9 protein-coding genes and 2 pseudogenes are annotated in these 20718 nt (G+C 54.7%); 8 read left to right on the top strand and 3 right to left on the bottom strand.

The features are described 5' to 3' along the window. Nucleotides 1–17 precede the first annotated feature (17 nt). The 3 genes and pseudogenes from CLV80_RS12250 to CLV80_RS12240 all read right to left on the bottom strand — a co-directional run bounded on the left by CLV80_RS12250 (nt 18) and on the right by CLV80_RS12240 (nt 4203). Nucleotides 18–1793: pseudogene (locus tag CLV80_RS12250) on the bottom strand (cbb3-type cytochrome c oxidase subunit I). Between the two features lie 190 nt (nt 1794–1983). Next, nucleotides 1984–3060, bottom strand: coding sequence for a ubiquinol oxidase subunit II (gene cyoA, locus CLV80_RS12245; protein WP_106358229.1), 1077 nt, complete (start codon nt 3058–3060; stop codon nt 1984–1986). 237 nt (nt 3061–3297) lie between these two features. Then, nucleotides 3298–4203: a LysR family transcriptional regulator gene (locus CLV80_RS12240; protein WP_106358228.1), complete on the bottom strand. Its 906-nt coding sequence runs from the start codon at nt 4201–4203 to the stop codon at nt 3298–3300. Between the two features lie 65 nt (nt 4204–4268). On the opposite strand from CLV80_RS12240, the pseudogene CLV80_RS18815 reads away from it, so the two are divergent. The 8 genes and pseudogenes from CLV80_RS18815 (at nt 4269) to CLV80_RS12200 (ending at nt 20715) form a co-directional block, all read left to right on the top strand. Next, a pseudogene (locus CLV80_RS18815) lies at nt 4269–5548 on the top strand (MFS transporter). 45 nt (nt 5549–5593) lie between these two features. Next, nucleotides 5594–6610, top strand: coding sequence for a zinc-dependent alcohol dehydrogenase family protein (locus CLV80_RS12230; protein ID WP_106358227.1), 1017 nt, complete (start codon nt 5594–5596; stop codon nt 6608–6610). A gap of 131 nt (nt 6611–6741) precedes the next feature. Beyond that, nucleotides 6742–10434 (top strand): DUF4132 domain-containing protein, encoded by a 3693-nt coding sequence (locus CLV80_RS12225; RefSeq protein ID WP_133169774.1) that lies wholly within the window; start codon nt 6742–6744, stop codon nt 10432–10434. Nucleotides 10435–10610: 176 nt separating this feature from the next. Next, complete coding sequence (locus CLV80_RS12220; RefSeq protein ID WP_207766578.1) at nt 10611–14234, top strand: DUF4132 domain-containing protein; 3624 nt, start codon at nt 10611–10613, stop codon at nt 14232–14234. Next, complete coding sequence (locus CLV80_RS12215) at nt 14228–15319, top strand: ATP-binding protein (RefSeq protein ID WP_106358224.1); 1092 nt, start codon at nt 14228–14230, stop codon at nt 15317–15319. The genes CLV80_RS12220 and CLV80_RS12215 overlap by 7 nt, the downstream gene beginning before the upstream one ends. Continuing rightward, nucleotides 15312–17699: a DUF5682 family protein gene (locus CLV80_RS12210; protein WP_106358223.1), complete on the top strand. Its 2388-nt coding sequence runs from the start codon at nt 15312–15314 to the stop codon at nt 17697–17699. Before CLV80_RS12215 ends, CLV80_RS12210 begins: the two co-directional genes overlap by 8 nt. After that, a complete protein-coding gene (locus CLV80_RS12205; protein ID WP_106358222.1) occupies nt 17696–18808 on the top strand; it encodes a VWA domain-containing protein in 1113 nt (370 codons plus the stop codon). Before CLV80_RS12210 ends, CLV80_RS12205 begins: the two co-directional genes overlap by 4 nt. After that, nucleotides 18805–20715 (top strand): hypothetical protein, encoded by a 1911-nt coding sequence (locus CLV80_RS12200; protein ID WP_106358221.1) that lies wholly within the window; start codon nt 18805–18807, stop codon nt 20713–20715. Before CLV80_RS12205 ends, CLV80_RS12200 begins: the two co-directional genes overlap by 4 nt. Nucleotides 20716–20718: the final 3 nt, after the last annotated feature.

The following is a 20718-nucleotide window of genomic DNA, read 5'->3' as shown; positions in this document are numbered from 1 at the left end:
CGTGCTGTCCAATGGGGTCATGCCACCGCTCCTTTCGCTTCGGTTGCCACCACGTCTTGGACGGGGATGTAATAATCGCGGTTATAGTTGAACGTGTGGCCGATCCCGATTGCGATCATCGCAACAAAGCTAAGGGTCGCCAGCCACCAGATGTACCAGACCATTGCAAAGCCAAACACCAGCGCAAAACCCGCAATATACACACCAGTGGCCGTGCCTTTGGGCATGTGGATCGGCTGATATGCGGTCGACCAAACGAACCCGTCTTGCTTCATCCGCCAGAATTCATCACGCCCACGGACCTGTATTTCTTGTGGAAAATTATAAGGCGCGGGCGGTGACTGCGTCGCCCACTCCAACGTCCGTGCATTCCACGGGTCACCGCCACAGGCCAGCGCCTTGCGGTCGCGCACAGACACGTAGAACCCGATGAAAGTGGACAAAATCCCTAGCAAGATCAGCACAGCGCCAAAGGCGGCAATGATGAAATAGGGCTGCCATGCAGGATCAGGGTATTGGTTGATCCGGCGCGTCACACCCATCAGACCCAGCGCGTAAAGCGGCATGAACGCAAAGTAAAAGCCAACGAACCAGAACCAAAAACTACGTTTGCCTCATGTATCGTTCAGCTTGAAACCAAAGGCTTTGGGCCACCAATAAGTGACGGCAGCATAAACGCCAAACACCACGCCACCGATAATCACATTATGAAAATGCGCGACCAGAAACAGAGTATTATGCAACTGGAAATCAACCGGCGGCACTGCCAGCAAAACGCCCGTCATGCCACCAATGGTAAAGGTGACCAAAAACCCAATGGTCCAATACATCGGCAACTCTAGGCGCACGCGGCCTTTGTACAAGGTGAACAACCAGTTAAAGATTTTAACCCCCGTAGGCACCGCGATGATCATCGTGGTGATGCCAAAGAAGGTGTTCACATTCGCCCCAGATCCCATCGTGAAAAAATGGTGTAGCCACACAATGAACGATAACACCATGATACAAGCCGTTGCCCAAACCATCGTCTTGTAGCCAAACAATGGCTTACCGGAAAAGGTCGCGACGACTTCGGAAATCACACCAAAAATTGGGATGATCAGAATATAAACCTCTGGGTGCCCCCAAATCCAAATCAGGTTGATATACATCATCGGGTTGCCACCAAAGTCATTGGTGAAAAAATGCATCCCGAAATAGCGATCCAACGTCAACAGCGCGAGCGTGGCAGTCAGAACAGGGAACGCCGCAACAATCAAAACGTTCGTCGCCAGCGCAGTCCAAGTAAAGACAGGCATATCCATCATTTTCATTCCCGGCGCGCGCATCTTAATGATAGTGGCGATCAGGTTAATACCCGATAGGGTCGTCCCGACCCCGGCAATCTGTAATGACCACAAATAGTAATCCATGCCCGGACCTGTGCTGAACGACGCCCCCGATAACGGTGGAAACGCAAGCCACCCAACACGCGCAAATTCACCCACGAACAAGGAAATATTGACCAACAACGCGCCAGCGACCGTCATCCAGAACGAAAAGTTGTTCAGGAACGGAAACGCCACATCGCGCGCACCAATCTGGGTTGGCATGACAAAGTTCATGATCCCCGTGACAAAGGCCATCGCCACGAAAAATATCATGATAACGCCGTGGGCCGTAAACACCTGATCAAAGTGGTGCTGCGGGAGGTATCCTTCCGCGCCGCCAGCCGCCAAGGCCTGCTGCGCCCGCATCATCAACGCATCCGCAAAACCGCGCACCATCATAATAAAGCCAAGCACCATATACATGATGCCAATCTTCTTGTGATCGACTGACGTCACCCAGTCGCGCCAAAAAGACCCCCATAGCCCGTAATAGGTCATCAGAACCAATACCGCGAAACCGCCAATGGCGACCGCAGCAAACGTGCCAACAAGGATCGGTTCTTGGTAAGGAATCCAATCTAGACTAAGCCGCCCAAACAGTGGGGAAATTGTTTCAATTGACATGAATAACGGCCTCCTTGCGTGCCGATGGGCCGCAAATATAATCGGGAGAGTTTAGAAAAGCCTCGTGAAAGGCTTCGGGGTTTGGGGTCGGCAGGTCTATCAACGTACCAAGCCCATCGATGGCGCGTTTGCTGTCATAGCTATACGCAGCCGCGTTCGGGATGCCGGCAATCCCGCCACCGCCCATCTTGTCTTGCATCATCATCTGGCCCGCACAAACGGTGCCGCTATCGACGCACATTTCAACCACATGATCGAACAGACCATCCTCGACCGTGGCAAAGTAACGAACCGGGTCAGCAATGCTTGGCTTTTCCAACGTAAGATAGGTTTCACGGCCTAGATCGGTGCCGTCCGACTTCGCGTTTGCGATCCAACTGTCGAAATCAGCGTCAGACATCGACAGCGTATCGAACGTCATATGGGAAAACCCAGGGCCGGAATAATGCGCCGCCCGCCCCGGAAACACACCCGGCGCGTCAGCAACCAGATGCAACTGGGTTTCCATCCCTGCCATTGAATAGACCATGCCACCCAATGCCGGGATCGACAGGGTATTCATCACCGTAGAAGAGGTCAGGCGAAAATTCACTGGCCGACCCACCGGCACGGCCAATTCGTTCACCGATGCAACGCCAAATTCCGGGTAGATAAACAGCCATTTCCAATCCAACGACACCGCGTCGACTTCGATCGGGATGCCAGCCTGCAAATGATCAAGCGGACGATACGGATCAAGCCGATGCGTATAAACATAGGTGTACCAGCCAAGCGCCGCAGTAATCAGGATCGGGATACCCCAAACAGCGACTTCGATTTTGTTGGAATGTTCAAAGGTCGGGTCATAGTCCGATAGATCCGACCGGTCCGCGCGATACTTCAGCGGAAAATAGACCGCCATGATCAAAACCGGGATAATAATGATCAGCATCAGCAATGTCGCAATAACCAAAAGATTACGCTCTTGGATGCCGACCCAACCCTGCGGGGATAAGATGTGGTACTGACACCCAGAAAGCGCAAATGCGCCCGCCGCCGCCAGCAAGTATTTGATATATTTGAACAAGTGCGTGCCTCTTCTTCTTGTCCGACATCTGCCAGACTGGGAGGTCACCGGCAGACCGGAACACGAGTTACATTCGCGGCCTACGCCTATGCTATCGGGACACGCCCCGTGGTGAATTGACGCACAATCGATGAATTCCCATTATTTCACAATGAGTTGATTGAAATTCACAGTTCCGTGCACCGATGTGGTGAAATATCAAGCAGCAGTCCGCACACCGACAAACCGCCAGCGCAATTAACGGTTTGCCGTGTTTTGGTCGCGTAGCCGATCCAATAACAACCGAAACGCCGAACTCATCTGGCGGCGGCTTAGATAGCAAATTTGAAAACCGTCAAATGGGGGGCACCAATCGGCCAGCACGCGTTGCAAAGTCCCCCTATCGATTTCCGCCTGCACCTCGGGCAGCGTCACAAAGGCGATACCGTAACCGGCCCGCGCCGCGTCGACACAAAAATCACCTTCGTTGAAGATGAACGGTCCAGACACCCGCTTTATCTGCTCTTGCCCGTCCTTTTCGAATTCCCAATCATAAGGCGGCGTATCTGTGCCAAACCGCATCGTGATGCAGTCATGGTCATCCAAATCAGAAGGCACCCGTGGAACGCCACGTTGTGCAAAATACGCAGGCGTACTCACTGCGGCCATCTCAATCGCAGGACCGACAGGGATTGCGATTAAATCGGGCGGCACTGCCTCGGCCAGTCGGATCGCCGCATCAAACCGCCCTTCTGCCAAATCCGCAAGCCGGGCGTTCGTGTTCAGCTCAATCTGGATTTCAGGATAATCGCTCACCAGCTTTGTCATCACCGGCCAAAGGATCATGCGCGCCGCAGTCATTGATGTGGTCAGCCGTATATGTCCGCTTGGGCTGTCTCCGAGGCTACGCAGTTCTTCGATCCGTGTTTCAATCTCGGCCAGTCCCGGACGCAATGTGGCAAGCAGCTTTTCACCCATCTCCGTCGTCGACACGCTTCGCGAAGTCCGGTTCAATAAACGAAAGCCAAGCGCGGCTTCGACCCTGCGGATAGTATGACTAACTGCAGATTGCGATACGCCAAGCCGAACGGCCGCTTGGGTAAAGCTCCCTTCTTCGACGACCGCGACAAAAGTCGTCAAATCCGCAATATCATCTCGTTTCATTCATACTACCTACGCTACGAACCGTAGATTATTTAAATTCAGCACTGATCAAAACCCCCCTATTCATGAATAACATTCATTGGTGCGATGAACCGTTCGACCGTAGTCGCGGTTCTGGCCGTGTCCTAATTAAGGAAGGCAATAACCGGGCGACCTGCATGACAATCCGAACGACCCACCCCCATCAGCAACCAAAAACGCTGACAGCACTCAGCGCTGTTTTGTCCATGACACTCTGCGTCACCTTACTGATCGCAGCAGAATTCATGCCTGTTAGCCTTTTAACCCCCATGGCAGGGGGGCTTAATGCCACCGAAGGTCAAATCGGGCAGGCCGTATCGGTGTCTGGGTTGTTCGCAGTCCTCGCCAGCCTATTGGCATCAACAATGGCAGGCGGCGTAAACCGCAAAACGATTTTGTTAACCATGACACTGCTAATGCTGGTGTCGCTTGTAACCATCGCGCTTGCACCAAATTTCATCGCCTTGATCATCGCACGCGCCTTTTTGGGGGTCGCGGTTGGCGGGTTTTGGGCGCTGGCCACTGCTGTCATCATGCGGCTGGTCCCACCCGAGGCGATCCCAAAAGCGATCGCGATCATGTATACTGGCCAAGGTGCCGCCGCTGCCTTTGCCGCACCGATCGGTGCTATCTAGGCGGCGCTATTGGATGGCGGGGCGTGTTCTTGATACTCGTACCCATCACCGTCGCCGCCCTCATTTGGCAATGGATCGCACTCCCGTCACTTCCGGCACAAAAGCGGCTTAGGTTCAGCGCATTGCGCGAAGTTCTTTCACGCCCATATTTTTTCCGCGCCATGGCCGCTGCCACATTTACATGGGGATCAGCGTTTACAATGTTCACCTATCTGCGACCATTTCTGGAACAGATCACAGGCGTAGGGGTCAACAGCTTATCCTTGCTTTTACTTGTGCTAGGGTGCGCTGGATTCTTAGGCACATGGCTTGCAGGGCGCCTTGTTCGGCAGAACGTCGAACGCCTGCTAAAACTGCCGCCGCTAGTGATGGGTCTGATGACAGCCGGGCTAATGATTTTAGGAAGCAATGTCATTGCAACAGCAATATTCATGTTTGTGTGGGGCGCGATGAACACCGCGATGTCCGTTATCTGGATGACGTGGATGACCCAAAACATGGACGACGCCCCCGAGGCAGCAGGCTCTATGATGGTTGCATCTATCCAAACTGCGATATTGCTCGGGGCGGTGATCGGTGGCGCACTGCTCGACTCGATCAGCATTTACGCGACTTTCTTGGGCAGCATCTTCCTCGCGCTGCTTGCCCTTGCGCTTGTCGGTAACGGCAAATCCCTACTGAAACCCTGACGCGTCCTTCCTCCCGATGCGCGTCACCCAAACCAAGGAAAAGATATGAAAGCGACAGTAATGCATGGTCCCGGTGATGTCCGCTATGACACCGTCGATGACCCTAAAATTCTTAAATCTACAGATGCAATTATCCAACTCTCGGCGACCTGCATCTGCGGTTCCGATCTATGGCCCTATCGCGGGCACGGTGATTTTTCTCAGCCTATGCATATGGGTCACGAATACTGCGGTGTAGTGGTCGAAGTCGGCGCTGACGTAAAATCTGTTAAACCGGGGCAATTCGTGGTCGGATCGTTTGTTCTATCCGACAACACATGCCCACACTGCCAATTCGGATTCCCTTCATCATGCGAGCAGCGCGAATTCATGACAGGTGCCCAAGCCCCCTATGCACGCGTGCCACTTGCCGATGGGGCATTGGTTGCCACAAACGAACTGCCAACAGACGATCAAATCCCACATATGCTTGCGGTTTCTGATGTACTTGGCACGGGGTATTACGCCGCCGAAGCCGCAGGCGTAAAATCAGGTTCCACAGCCGTTGTCGTGGGCGATGGCGCGGTTGGGCTTATGGGCGTTCTGTCTGCTAAACTTCAGGGCGCGGAACGGGTCATCGCCATGAGCCGCCATAAAGACCGACAAAAGCTGGCATTGGAATATGGTGCAACGGACATCGTCGAAACACGCGGCGAAGAAGGGATTAGCGACGTGCTTGAACTGACCAATGGCGTCGGCGCCGATGCGGTGCTGGAATGTGTTGGATTACAGCAGTCAATGGATCAGGCAATGGGCGTCTGCCGTCCCGGCGGTTCTGTCGGCTTTGTTGGTGTACCGCACGAAGTTACGTTCACAGGCGAAGGGCTGTTCTTTGCGCAAAAACGTTTGTTTGGCGGGCCAGCGCCGGTACGCCGCTATTTGCCCAATTTGATGGACATGGTCCTGAAAGGTGAAATCGCCCCAGGCAAAGTGTTTGATCTTGAACTCCCCCTCGCGCAAGTCGCCGAAGGCTATAAGGCAATGGACGAACGCCGTGCCATCAAAACAATGCTACGCGTGTAAATAAAAACCTGTGTCGCGCCAAACGGCGCGGCACGAAATCCTGCACTTTATCCTTTTCAAACGCCTGTGTTTCCATCACCTTACGATCAACCTTTGCGCGCAGAAGGTTCGATTTAGGGAGATATTAACGAGTGCTACGCCGTATTCTACAAGGCCTTATGGGGCAGACTACCAAAACCAGCCAACCTTCTTCACAAGAAGACATATCTCCATTTCGTTACCTGAGTGCGTTAAAATCAGGGCTCTCGGCACGTGCAGAATTATTCTTTCTCACGGGTGAAGATCGGGCCGTCCTTGCCGACATCAAGGCAACAATAGCTAAGAACACTAATTTTTCGCCTGGTCGCACAGATTCAAAAGCGGTCAGTGCGACAAATGACCTGTGCTTTATCTTAGGCGGCCATCCAGACCGGCTCGCGCGCTATGCTGAACTACGCGTTGCGATGAATTGGGGCGTTTCGACATATACCGGGAAAAGCCAAGGCCATTTAGACACTATTTCAGAAGACGTACGCATTCTGCTAGAGGTGCTAAAGCGAAGACATACCGTTAAAACGGAAACACCGACGTCATGGGCGGACCTACGTAAAGCTGCCGAAATACTTGGTGGCACAGATGCGGACATCATCACATTTATTCTGCCAACTGAACGCTATTCAAACCGAAGCCTCAACCTAAAGTTCCCCAAGAACGAAACCACCTGGAGCCAATTCCAGCCAACCAGCTTAATGACTGCTCTCGACCGCTGCGATGGCAAGGGGCGTAGCATGGTTCTGAAAGGATTGAAAAAGCAAAGCTTTGTAACTTCTCCAGAATTCCTGAACTATCTGTTCAAACAATCCGAAGAAACATCGGCCACATTACGTGCGGCGGCAGTCGATCTACTCCGCGAACATAACGGCGCGACGGTTGAACCGAAGGCCGCCGATACCTTGAAATCAAAAAAGGCGACAGTGCGCGCGTTTGGTGTTCAGGTGCTTGGTATGCTCGGAACGCCTTCCGCGCTTGCTATGTTAAAAGCCCACAAAGATACCGAGAAAAGCCAAACTGTTCTGACGGCGCTCGAACTGTTTGTCGGGGCACCGGTCGTCGAAACGAATACCATAGAAAACGGTTATATCGATATCCAAGGTGCGCACATCACGCTGCCACCGCATATCGAACTCATTGACGACGGCAGCGCCCCTCTCGACGAAAGCTTTAACGCACAGTTCCATCCCACCGAAGAAAAGATGCGCCAAGATGCCGAAGCCCGATACCAAAGCAGTTATGACTACTGGATCAAGCGAAACAAAAAACACAGCGAACCGACCAAAGACAAAGTCCTTCCAATTGGTCCAGCTTGGCTTAAATCCCTGAATACACCTGTTGGTTCACCAACGGATGAAAAACGTGGTTCTGGTCCGGGACTGCCCCACCGATACGATGATACGCTCGCCCCCATTATCGAGGCCGCGCTCGACAAAATTCCGCTACGCCGTGCAATCGACCTTGCCGCTTATAAATCGTATTCACTGTTGGGACTTTTTTCGAGCAGCCACGATCCCCGAAGCAGATATGTCCAAAGCGCAATCGCAGATGGTCGTGTCAGTTTTTCACAGGTTGTCGCGATCGCCGAAGAAAACCGAGCCATCATACAAACACCCAGTGATGGGAATGAGCTCACCTATGCTAGTCGTTATCTAAGTGAAGTCATCAATCGCCCAAGATACTATTACGGTTCCTCAACAATCTCGCCGGGCGTTTGGGAAATTGCAGCGTCAAACCTACCCATCATTGTTGATGCACTTCCCCCCCGCGGTTCTGACATCAAAACGGCAATACGCGCTATGGAAGTCATCGCTGACTTTCCGTCCCTGCCTGCCGATCTTGTGCAACCGCTGCTATTTGTGGCGATAGATGATAGGGCGCGGTTGCGTGAACCTGCGCAAAAACTGCTTGCTGATGCGCCGGGGATTGATGATCAATTGATCGCCATTTTGTCTGACAAACGCCAAGCCGTCCGCGCAAACGCGGCGCGGTTCTTGGCTGATCGGGGCGCGAAATCCGCCCTGCCCGCCCTGACCAAACGTTTGAAAACCGAAAAATCCGAACTCGCCCGCGCTGATCTGATTTCTGCCGTTTCGCGATTGGGTGGCGATACAACGCCATATCTTGGTCGCGATGCCCTAATCAAAGAAGCCCAAAAGTTTGTTGAAAAGCTGCCCAACGAAAAACTGAACTGGCTTCCTTTGTCGACGGCGCCCAGCCTGAAATGGAAAGACAAAACCACCGCCGACCCTGTTGTGTTGGACGGCTGGCTGCGGCTCGCGCTCAAATTAAAATCGCCGCTCGGGTCACCGTTGTTTGGCCTGTACTTTGACCAAATGACACCGCAAAGCGTGACCGAAGTCGCTGATTGGGTCCTTAACAGTTGGCTGTCTTATGATACCGACCGCCCTGTCGGCGAAGCGGCACGCACAAAGGCCGCAGAAATGGCGAAACGTATAGTCGCCCAACAAAGCAGCTGGATGACCCAAGTCGGCTACACGGAACAACAGATTGCGGAACAGATACTGCGGGGCATGTCGTCTGGCTATCCCAACTCTGGGGCGGACAGCAAAGGTATCCTTGCGCTAGCCCACCGGGCGACGTCTGCCAAAGCAGGACCACTGATCGCAACATATCTCAAACAGCACGGCAAACGGGTATCGCAAGCCAAGGCATTGGTCGAAACCCTTTACGGCATGGGAACCCAAGACGCGGTGCAAGTGCTTGTCGCGACCGCAACCCGGTTCAAACAACGCACCGTGCGCGAACTGGCCGAAACGCTTGTGTCACAATTGGCAGAGGCACGCGGCTGGACCCAAGACGAATTGGCCGATCGGTCTGTCCCCACAGGCGGGTTCGAAGACGACGGCACAATGCTGCTAGAGGTCGGCGAAGATGCCAAACCTTATACAGCGCGGCTAAGCAGTGATCTGACCGTCAAACTGTATAACCCGCAAGGCAAAGAGGTGAAATCGATCCCCGCTGGCAAGGATGCAAACACCAAGGAATCCAAATCACTCCTAAGCGCGGCCAAGAAAACCATCAAAACCGCCCATGCCCAACAGCAGGCCCGGCTTTACGACGCGATGATTAGCAGTCGCACGTGGGAACGGCAGGCTTGGCAGGATGATCTAACCAAACATCCGATTATGCAGCGCCTGACCGAACGGGTCATTTGGCGCGGTCTGGACGATAAGGGCGCATTCATCACCGGGCTACGGCTTACCCCCGAAGGCGAAGTAGTGAACGCGGCTGGCGACGACATTGATCTGTCTACAATCAGTAAAATCGACATCGCGCATACGGCCAACCTCTCCGAAGATGACAGAAACGAATGGCTGCAACATCTTAAGGACTTTGAGGTTAAACCGCTATTCCCGCAAGTATCCCGCCCTGTGCGCACCCTGACAGACGCGCAAAGCAAAGATACCAAACTGACCGACCGCGAAGGTTGGTTGATGACCACCTTCAAACTGCGGTCAGCCGCCAAAAAGGCAGGCTATGATCGGGCGCCTATCGGCGACGGGGGTGGTTTCGACGCATACCGCAAAGAATTCAGAGGCGCACAAATCTGGGCAGACCTGTATTTCACCGGCAGCTACGTGAGCGAAGATGACATTCCCGCCGCAATCAGACACATGCAATTCACCCAAATGGGCGAAGGCGGACGCGGGCGTGCGTTAACTTTGGAAAAAGTCCCGGCGCTACTGCTGTCAGAGGTCTGGAATGACATGCACGAGATGGCAAAATCAGGTGCCTTTGACCCAGAGTGGGAGAAAAAAGGCCTATACTGATGGCGCCCTTAGCTAACGCTTTCCTTTAGGGCAGCGTTAGCTAAAGTGCCGGTAAATTAACGTGTAAGCTGAGTATCCGTATGAAGTCCTTTCTCAAAAATCTCCTGCCATCCAGCAATTCCCATACCAAATTCATCAAACAAGACCTCGAACATCTGAATCAGACGCAGGCGGGATTGGGGGATAGCACGGTCAGCTATGTCCTGACGGGCGAAAACGAAACTGTCCTGTCGACACTGTCCACTTTGGGTGGCGGCGATCAGCTGAACGTATGTGGGGCACATCGATACAGCCGTGGAAACAGCGCTCTTCAAGATCAACGCCCCTATCATTTCATCGATATGGACCCGTTCGACGGTGATCTACTGGTGCGTTACGCAAAAGTACTGACAGCGGCACATGGTAGTGCGCCGGATCATGCGCTCGGATCTAAAACGATCCCCGATGTCATGCGTGTTTTGTTCACCGAAACAGCGCTCGGCGCAGTTTCCCCAACAAGACGCTGGGACAATGAACCACGCGAAGCACAGCCAAAGGGGCTTACTCGCGATCAGCTAATCCCGATGGCGCAGGCCTGTGGTGGCACAACAGCCCAGCTATTTGAATTGCTATACTGGGAAAACGACGACTACGTCTCAGTACAAGCCCGCGCCTTTCGCGAGCTGCTGGACCCCAGCACATTGGTCAAATCCCATCCAGAGGATGCGATCAAAGGCATCACAAAATCACCCGCGAAGGGCCGCACGATTTTCGTCAATTCACTGCACAAATGGAAACTCACGCAGCAAGAACCGTTTCTTGGGTGCGTCCTATCGCGTGTGGGCGACAGTTCCCGCGCTGTCCGCGAAGCCGCCGTTAACGCACTCCGTGATGTCCCCGCGAATATCATCGAACCCATGGCGATCGAACAGCTAAGCAAAGGGGCCGTCGGCGCGCGGACCGGCATGGTCGAAGTCTTGCTTGGGTTGGGCACAGATACTGCCACACAAGCACTACGCGCCCATGCGAAAACAGAAAAAACAGCGCGCATCGTCGCCATGATCGAAAACGCATTCTCTGCGGCTGAAATGACCAGTGAATCCGGGCAAGCCGCCGATGACGCCACCGGATACACCGCAATTGACGGAACCCGCATCGATATTCCTGCGCCCCGCTCGTTGACCGATGGACCCGGCATCACAATTACCAACGACGACCGCAAACTACTAAAAACGGCGCTGGTCGCGGCAAACGAAAAGATCAAAGCGCGCAACGCCGATAACAAAGCAAAGAATTTCAGATACCAGCAACCGCTGCTAAAATCAGAATTAATCGGCCAAGCCGAAACGTTCTTAACCACAGCCAAGCTGCCGAGCAGTCGTTCTCATGACCTGTTAAGTTTTCTAAACCGAAATGCCGAAGAATGGCTAAAGGGAAAGATGGCAGGCCTAGCACAAAAACCTGCACTGACTTTGGCAATCGGGTCGCTCTACAATGCGCGTTTCATGCTGAGCCAGCACCAGAGCGGCGCCATAACATCAGCAATCAACAGCTACCTTGCGACTGACACCGCAGACCTGCGCGCGTTGGACGATCTGTGGCAAGAACTACAGGTAGAAGTGAAAATCGGTGACTGGAACAAATCGGTCACGCGCAAAGCAATCAAAGGCGATCTGCTGCGGATGATGATGCCAGCAGAAATGTATGCCGCACCTAACCCGCATGATTTACCGGTCAACGCAGTCTGGCCTTATCTTGCGGACAACTTTGATGTGCTCGACGAAGCACTGGGCGTGCGCGCATCTGAATTTGGCGGTCTTGGCCATGTGATTGCCATTGGCTACTTGGCCCGCATGCCCAAAACACCGATGCGCTATTTCGCACCCTTGCTTGAAATTGCAACCGGAGAACGCAAAGCCGGCAAGGCCGAAGCGCGCGCTTTGCTAAACGACGTCCCCCAAGTGACCGATCGCCTGCTCACATTGCTCAACGACAGCAGACAGGCAATCCGCAAAGGTGCCGCCGAATGGCTTGCCGCACGTGAAGACACCGCTGCAATTCCTGCGCTCAAGACCCAGCTAAAGAAAGAGAAAAGCGAAATCGCCAAGGCCGCGATCCTGACCGCGCTAAAACAACTGGGCGAACCACTGGATTCATATGTCGGTCCAACTGTCCTAATCCGCGAGGCGGAAGCTGGCTTGAAGAAAGCCAAATTTGATAAGCTCGATTGGCTTGACCTTGATCACATGCCTGCCGCCAAGTTCAAGAACGGCAAACCCGTTCCGGGCGATGTGCTGCGTTGGTGGATCTTCTTAGCGTTCAAGCTCAAGCAGCCGGGTGGCAACGCCTTGTTTGAAATCTACCTCGATCAGCTTAAGCCGGACAGCGCTGCGGCGTTTTCAAAATGGGTCTTCGATAGCTGGATCGCCTATGACACCCTTGTGCCTTCTGACGAAGAAGCAAACGCATACGCCGAGAAAAACGCGGACGTGCAAGTTAAAATGTACCAGCGCTGGAACCCCAACTTTACCCGTGCGCAAGCATTCGCGCAGCTACGCAATGCGATAAAATCACAATACCAAAATACAGGAACCGCAACCAAAGGTATCCTTGGGCTAACGTCAAGGGTGCCTTCACAGGTCGCAGCCGACCAAGTCCGCGCATACTTGCGCAACCACGGTTCGCGCACATCCCAAGCCTCATCCCTGCTAGAGGTCCTTGCCCACAAAGGTGATCCTGTATCGCTTCAAGTCGTCATCGCCGCCGCAACCCGACTGAAACAAAAGGGCGTCCAAAAATTTGCAGGCGACCTCGTTCAGGCGGTCGCAGACAAAATGAACTGGTCGCTTAATGAACTGGGTGACAGAACAATCCCAACCGCGGGATTAGATGACGATGGCAATCTTGATCTGACCTGCGGAGAGGATGAAAAACTATACCGGGCGACGCTTGGCGATGATTTGACCTTTGTCCTGAAAAACCCGGACGGCAAAATCGTAAAAGCCCTGTCCACCGGTAAAGACGAAGCAACCAAAGCCTCGAAAAAGCAGATCACCGCGTCGAAAAAGGAACTCAAGCAAGTCATCACCATGCAAACCGCCCGCCTCTACGAGGCGCTATGTGGTGAACGGGTATGGCCGCTGACAGATTGGACCCGCGATTTTCACGATCATCCCGTCATGCGACGGCTGATTGAAAGGGTCGTTTGGCAAGGATTGGATTCCAACAATACCGTTCTGCAAAATTTCCGCCCCACGGCAGAGGGTGAATTTACCGATGCCGAAGATAACGAAGTCGATATCAGCGCATTTGCGGGCATCCGTCTGGCACATGGCGCGACACTATCCGAAAGCGAGGCCGATCAATGGGCGGCCCACCTGAAAGATTATGAAATCAAACCGTTGTTCGCGCAATTCGGGCGCAGCTTGCTGCGGCTCCCTGACGACCAAAAAGACAAAACCGAGATCAACGATCGCAAGGGCTGGGTAACAGAAAGCTTTGCCATTCGCGGCGCGGCGTCGAAACTGGGCTACGAACGTTGCGGAACCCAGGACGGTGGCTGGTTCTACGGCTACCAGAAATCTTTCAAAGGCGTCGGTTTGACAGCTATCATTGAATTCACCGGGAACTTCCTTCCCGAAGAAAACCGCAACGTCGCGATTATTTCACTTGGGTTCGAAAAAGAAGGCGGGCGTTACGGGAAAAAGGTCAAACTGTCCGAAGTGCCCCCCGTTCTGCTATCAGAATGTTGGAACGACCTGCATGCAATGGCTGCCAAAGGCGCCCATGACCCCGATTGGGAAAAAAATACGCAATGGTAGAACAAACACAACGCGCGCCCGCTGAAATTCGATATGGCGATGAAATCGCTCGTCTTTTGGCTGCGGACACAGACCCAAAACCAAACGGTTGGCACCTTTCACCGCGCGCGGTCCGTCGCTTTATCCTAGGCGACAAAGCCTTGGACGTACGGCAAAAATTCTTTGGCGATGATCCTTTGGTTGATCGTTGCATCGTGTCGCTCATGGGGCATCAGGGGCTTATGCTTGTCGGTGAACCCGGCACCGCGAAATCGCTACTGTCGGAACTGCTTGCCGCCGCAATCGGCGGCACATCCAAACTAGTGGTGCAAGGGTCGGCTGGCATTATCGAAGATCACCTGCGCTATGGCTGGAACTATGCGTTGTTGCTCGCCGAAGGCCCATCCGAACGCGCGCTCATCCCATCCCCAATCCTGAGCGCGATGCGCGGTGGCCAAATCGCCCGGATCGAAGAATTGACCCGTTGCGCCCCGGAAGTCCAAGACGCGATCATTTCGCTGATGTCGGAAAAAACGGTGGCGATCCCCGAACTTGGCCCCCAAGTCGAAAGCCGTGCCATTCCAGGGTTCAACCTGATCGGCACCGCCAACCTGCGCGACCGCGGCGTGCACGACATGTCGTCGGCTTTGAAACGTCGGTTTAACTTTGAAACCGTCAAACCCATCGCCGATGCGCAGTTTGAAAAAGAACTGATTAACCGTCAGGTGGCCGAACGGATGGCCGAAAACCCAGTGTCGCCAGCGCTTTCGCCCGATGTGCTGGATCTGGTTGTCGCCGTGTTTCGTGATTTGCGCACAGGCACCACCGCCGACGGGGCAAGCGTCGCAGTCCCCAACAGCGTCATGTCCACAGCCGAGGCTGTCAACGTGACCCACGCCGCCGCGTTAGAAGCCGCCTATCTGGACAATGGCACCCTGACCGCAGGTCATATCGCGCGGCAATTGGGCGGGACGGTGTTCAAAGACGACCCCGAAGACGCCCGCAAACTGCGCGCCTACGTTGATCAAATCGCCAAACCACGGTCACGGACATCGCGCACATGGGCCGCATTCTATAAATCAGCCAAAGAAAGCCTGCGTGACTGATCGGGATACATTCGCACAGCTGCGCTCTGATCTATTTCAACCGGATCGGGGGCTTTATGTCGTGCCAATCCGGCACCATTCGCCCGCATGCGCATGGGCGCTGCGCGCACTGATCCGCGACATAAAACCCAGCCAAATCTTGATCGAGGCTCCATCAGATTTCGCCGATAAAATCCCGCTTTTGCTGGACCCTACGACGAAACCACCTGTCGCGCTTGTCGCATTGGTCGATAACGCTGGCGAACGGGGGCGCGTCGCGGGCTATTACCCGTTTTGCGACCATTCCCCTGAATACGTCGCACTCCAAACCGGTCAAGAGGTTGGGGCAGACCTGCACTTCATCGACGCGCCTGCGGCTGACAAAGCAATGCGTGGTCAACTTGACGGCGTCGAGCCCACATCATTGATGGACGAACAACGGTTCAACAGCAATGACTACACCACTGCATTGGCACGTGCGACGGGGTGCCGGGATGGGTTCGAACTTTGGGACCACCTGTTTGAAACCCGGCTTGGCAATCCAGATTGGCGCAGCTTTTTCGGTGATGTCGGTGTCTATTGCGCGGGTATCCGTGCAGCGACCCCCGAAAGCCAAATCACGGAAACCGGCGATACCAATCGTGAATCCCACATGGCGCGCGCCGTCAAAAAGGCGCTCTCGCGTGGTGGGCCGGTTGTGGTGGTGGTTGGCGGATTTCACGCGCCTGCGCTTGTTGGTGCGCTTGACGACCTGCCCGCCCTTGAAAAACCCAATGGCAAAACCGATAGCTACCTCATCCGATATGGATTTCGGGCGATGGACGCCCTGAACGGCTATGCTGCGGGTCTACCGCAGCCGGGGTATTACCAGCAAATGTGGGAACGGGCCGACATTCAGACCGGTCCGAATACATGGCGGACACTTGGCGTCGATATTCTAACAGAATTCGCCACCCAAATGCGTGCCGAAGGCCACCAAGTTCCCCTCCCCTCTCAGGTCGAAGCCGTCCGCGCGGCTGAATCGCTCGCAATTTTACGTGGGCGGCCCGGTGCACTGCGTCATGATCTGATCGACGGCATCCGCACTGCGTTGATCAAAGGCGAAACCACCGCCCAAGACATCTGGACAACCCGGTTTCTGACGTTCCTTTGCGGTGATAAGCTGGGCGATGTCCCCGTTTCCGCGGGATCGCCGCCATTGGTCGAAGACATACGCCGCCGCGCACGCACCTACCGTTTGGATCTAAGCGATAGTGCGCAACGCAGGCGCAAATTGGATATCCGGCGGAACGATACGCATCTTGCCGCATCACGGTTCTTTCACGCGATGCAACTACTGTGCCCCAGTTTCGCGACTCGGATCGTCGGGCCAGATTACCTGACCGGTAGCCGCATAGAACTGTTGTTCGAAGAATGGCAATACGCATGGTCCCCCCAAACCGAAGGCCAGCTGATCGAACAAGCTGTCTTGGGCGATGAACTCCCCAATGCCTGCCTCGCGCTGTTATACAGGCAACGGGCCACTTTGATCGAAGATGGGCGCGCTCGCGACCTACCGGCGCTGATTGACTTGCTGTCGCGTGGGCTGCTGGCCGGGCTTGGTGCGCAGCTTGGGCCGTTTGTCGAACAGCTTGGCAACGATATCCAAAACCACGGCACATTCGCCTCAGTAACCGCCGCGCTAAGGCGTTTGATGTTCGTGCTGCAATCCGCTGGGCCGCTTGGTGCGCCCGATACGCTTGATCTGCGGCAATTGGTCAACGCGGCTTATGGGCGATTGGTGTATCTTTGCGATGACCTTCCAAACACATCTGACGACGACACCCAAGAACGGCTAGACGCGCTGCGCATGGTGAATGAAATCCTGCGTGATTGCGACAGCATCGGGCTAGATCGGTCACTTTTGGACGAAGCGTTAGACCGGGTTGCGATCTACACCGAAAATCCTGTGATCCTCGGGGCGGTTCTGGCGGTCTGTGTCCAAGCAGGCACACGACCTGCCGCGACGTTGGTGCAAATCATGCAAGGGCGGCTGACGGGGGTTAGCCTTGATACCGCCGATCAAATCGGGGTGCTGCGGGGCATCTTATACACCAGCCCGGCCCTGTTGTGGTACGCTGACGGGCTGCTGGCCGTTGTCGACCAGTTCATGTGCAATATCGACGAAGATCGTTTTCTTGACCTGCTACCGCACCTACGGCTGGCCTTTACCGGGCTTAATCCACGCGAAACAGACCGGCTTGCTGGGGAATTGGCGGCGATACACGGGGTTCAGGCAGGCAGCTTGGTCACCGTGAATACAATGGCCACAGAAACCGACCTTAGCGAAGGGCTAACCATCGAAAAAGCCCTGCGCGCGTCACTGTTGGCAGACGGATTGACCGATTGGATAACACCATGACCGAAGGAACACGCCGCTGGCGGCTTGCCTTAGGTCGCTATGCCAAAGACAATTTGGGCGGGCTTGGCGGCCAAGACCAGAAAATGGATCAGGCGCTCGATTACCTTTATGCACGCGAATATGATCAACGCGGACTTGAACGAGATCGCGGCGCAGGGTCGCTTGATCCGACACAAATGCAGGCGTTGACGTGGCTGGGCAAGGCCAAGGGCCTGTTCCCAAACACCGTGTTTGAAACCCTGCAAGGACACGCGCTTGACCGGTACGGGCTGACTGACCTGCTCAAAGATCCTAAAACGCTGGAAAGTCTGGAACCAAACCAAGACCTGCTTAAGGTTTTGTTAGGTTATCATGACCGCGCCGACCCTGCGATCCGGGCCAAATTACGCGAGGTCGCCGATAAAATCATACGCGATATCATGGAACGGTTGCGGCACGATGTGATGCGGGCGTTTTCCGGGCGACGCAATAGATTTCGGCGGTCAAATATCCCATCTGCCGCGAATTTCGACTGGCGCAACACGCTACGCGAAAACCTGAAAACCTATGACCCTGAAACGAGCCGTATTATCGCGCAAACACTGCGGTTTAATAGCCGCGAGAAACGGAAACTGCCGTGGACTGTTGTGCTATGCGTCGATCAATCAGGGTCGATGACCGACAGTGTGATCCATTCGGCGGTCATGGCCGCAATCCTATGCGGCCTGCCCGGAATCACTGTGAAAATGGTGCTGTTTGATACGTCAATCATCGACGTGTCCGACAAACTGACCGATCCTTTGGATACGTTACTATCCGTGCAACTGGGCGGCGGCACCAATATCGGCCGCGCTGTCACCTATTGCGAAGACTTCATCCAAGACCCCGAACGCACTGTCTTTGCGCTGATCAGTGATTTCGCCGAGGGCGCATCACCACGCACATTATACGCCGCCCTTGCCCGCATGGCCGAAGCCCGCGTGCGCATGGTCGGGCTGGTCGCACTAGATGACCAATCCGCACCTTACTTTGATGGAACAATCGCGGGGCGGGCCGCTGACCTAGGAATGCACGTCGGCGCAATGACCCCCAATAAATTCGCCGATTGGCTGGCCGAGATCATGACATGACCCTGTCCGAGATGATCGCAGTTCACGATGAAAACGCTTTGGCTGCATTGGCCAACGTCGGCATTGTACGCCGTGCCAAACGCGACTTTGAAGCAGGCAAAGCAACCGTCGAAGCCCGCGACGACACCCAAGCAACCGTCACCGCAGACGGTAAATCCGTGACGGTCCCTGCAACCGGATTAAACGCCGCCACCTGCGACTGCCCATCCACCGGAGTGTGCAGGCATATCATCTTGGCAGCTTGCGCCCTGCGCGCAGACACCCCTGCCCCCGCAGTAAAATCCGCACCCGACGATCTGCATGCCCTAACAGAGGAAGACCTGCGCAAATTCGCTGGCGCCGATTGGGATAAGGCAATCAACCTTGCCCGCATCAGTACCGCCGCAAAAATCGACGCTGACGGGGCCAACCTAACGGTGCACCTGCCCGATCTTGAATTTCCTGTGGTGTTTTTGGCCGGTCAGGGGCTTTCTGGCGCTGTATTCAAAGGCGCGAAATCCGCTAAACGACGGGTCACCACCGCCGCCGCACTTGTGGCGCGGCAACAAGGCGGTGCACAAGCGCTTGATCAAATCACCCATGATGATGCGCAAAGCGCCTTTTTGTCCGCTGAATTCCTTGCCCAAGTCCAAACTGCGATTACCGCTGCCGTCACAGGCGTGTTTGGCGGCGGTTCAGTCATCGCCGAAGACACGCTCTTTGACCTGTCGATTTCCGCACGCGCCCAATCTGCACCACGGTTAACCTCGCTTCTGCGGGTTCTTGTCCACCATGCCCGGCTTGCACGTGCCCATCATTTTGATTTTCGGGACGATAGGTTCTTGGCCGATGCTGCCTTGACCTATGCGCTCGCAAAAGCCTTGGAAAAACACCCCGAGGATACCCAGCTCACCGGGACATTGCGGCGCACCTACCGCGATAGCGATAGCTTCGACTTAATCATGCTTGGCGCTGTGCGCTGGAACGCCGCCAGCGGGGCACGTGGGCTGCGTCTGTATGGTTTCGCGCCCGATCAAAACGCGTGGTATACCACATCCCAAGCACGCGGCGCCGGGATGGACCCCGGATTTGCACCCGAAAACGCCTATTTCGGTCCACTGTGGGGCGCAGCCACCGCCAAAGACATCACAGGAACCCAAGTCACCCTGCGACAGGCACGCATTTCATCTGATCAACAAATCTCATGGGACCAAGCATCTGCAGCGCCCACCAACGCACCCGACGTCATTGCACAGCTCAATAACGCCGGGGCGGTATTTGCGAATTGGGATGACGCGCAAGACGATATCGCCAAACGATCACCCGCCGGGTTGCGACGGATGGGCAGCGCAGTTCCAATACTGCTCGCCCCGATCGATATTGGAACCGCAAATTTCGAAGATATTAACCAGCAATATCAATTGCCTATTGCCGATCAAACCCGCGCATCGTGGAACCTGACCCTATCTGCAAAGCAGCATAAAACCGTGGCATGGCTTCAAGACAACAAAGCCAACATTCGCCTGCTATTTTGCGAAGCAACCGTCGTCGACCTGCGGCTACGGCTAACACCTGTATCCGTCATGATCGGCCAACATATGATAAACCTGTCGCTGGACACACTTCCGGATGCGAAATCGACCTTGGGTAACCGCGCGCGATCATTTCTGAAAAGCAAGATCAGTTCCGGTTCCACACTCGCGCAAGCATCGCTCAGCGCAATCGAACAGCTTGGGAACGCAGTTTTTGACGCCACAGCCGAGGTCATGCGCTTTGGTCAATCCAACACGCTTATGGCGCTGGCGGACCAAGCCGAAACGCTTCAGCTCGCGCTTCTGGCGCAGGCGTTACGGGATTTATCGCAAACACCCGATGCCAATCAGGCGATGCGCGTAAGCTATCTCGCATCCGAAATCATGCGCAGTTAACGA

Origin of the sequence: Yoonia maritima (genome assembly GCF_003003285.1) — a bacterium.
Lineage (GTDB): Bacteria > Pseudomonadota > Alphaproteobacteria > Rhodobacterales > Rhodobacteraceae > Yoonia > Yoonia maritima.
Note: the sequence above shows the minus strand (reverse complement) of the source record. Positions and strands in the feature narration are given on the sequence as shown.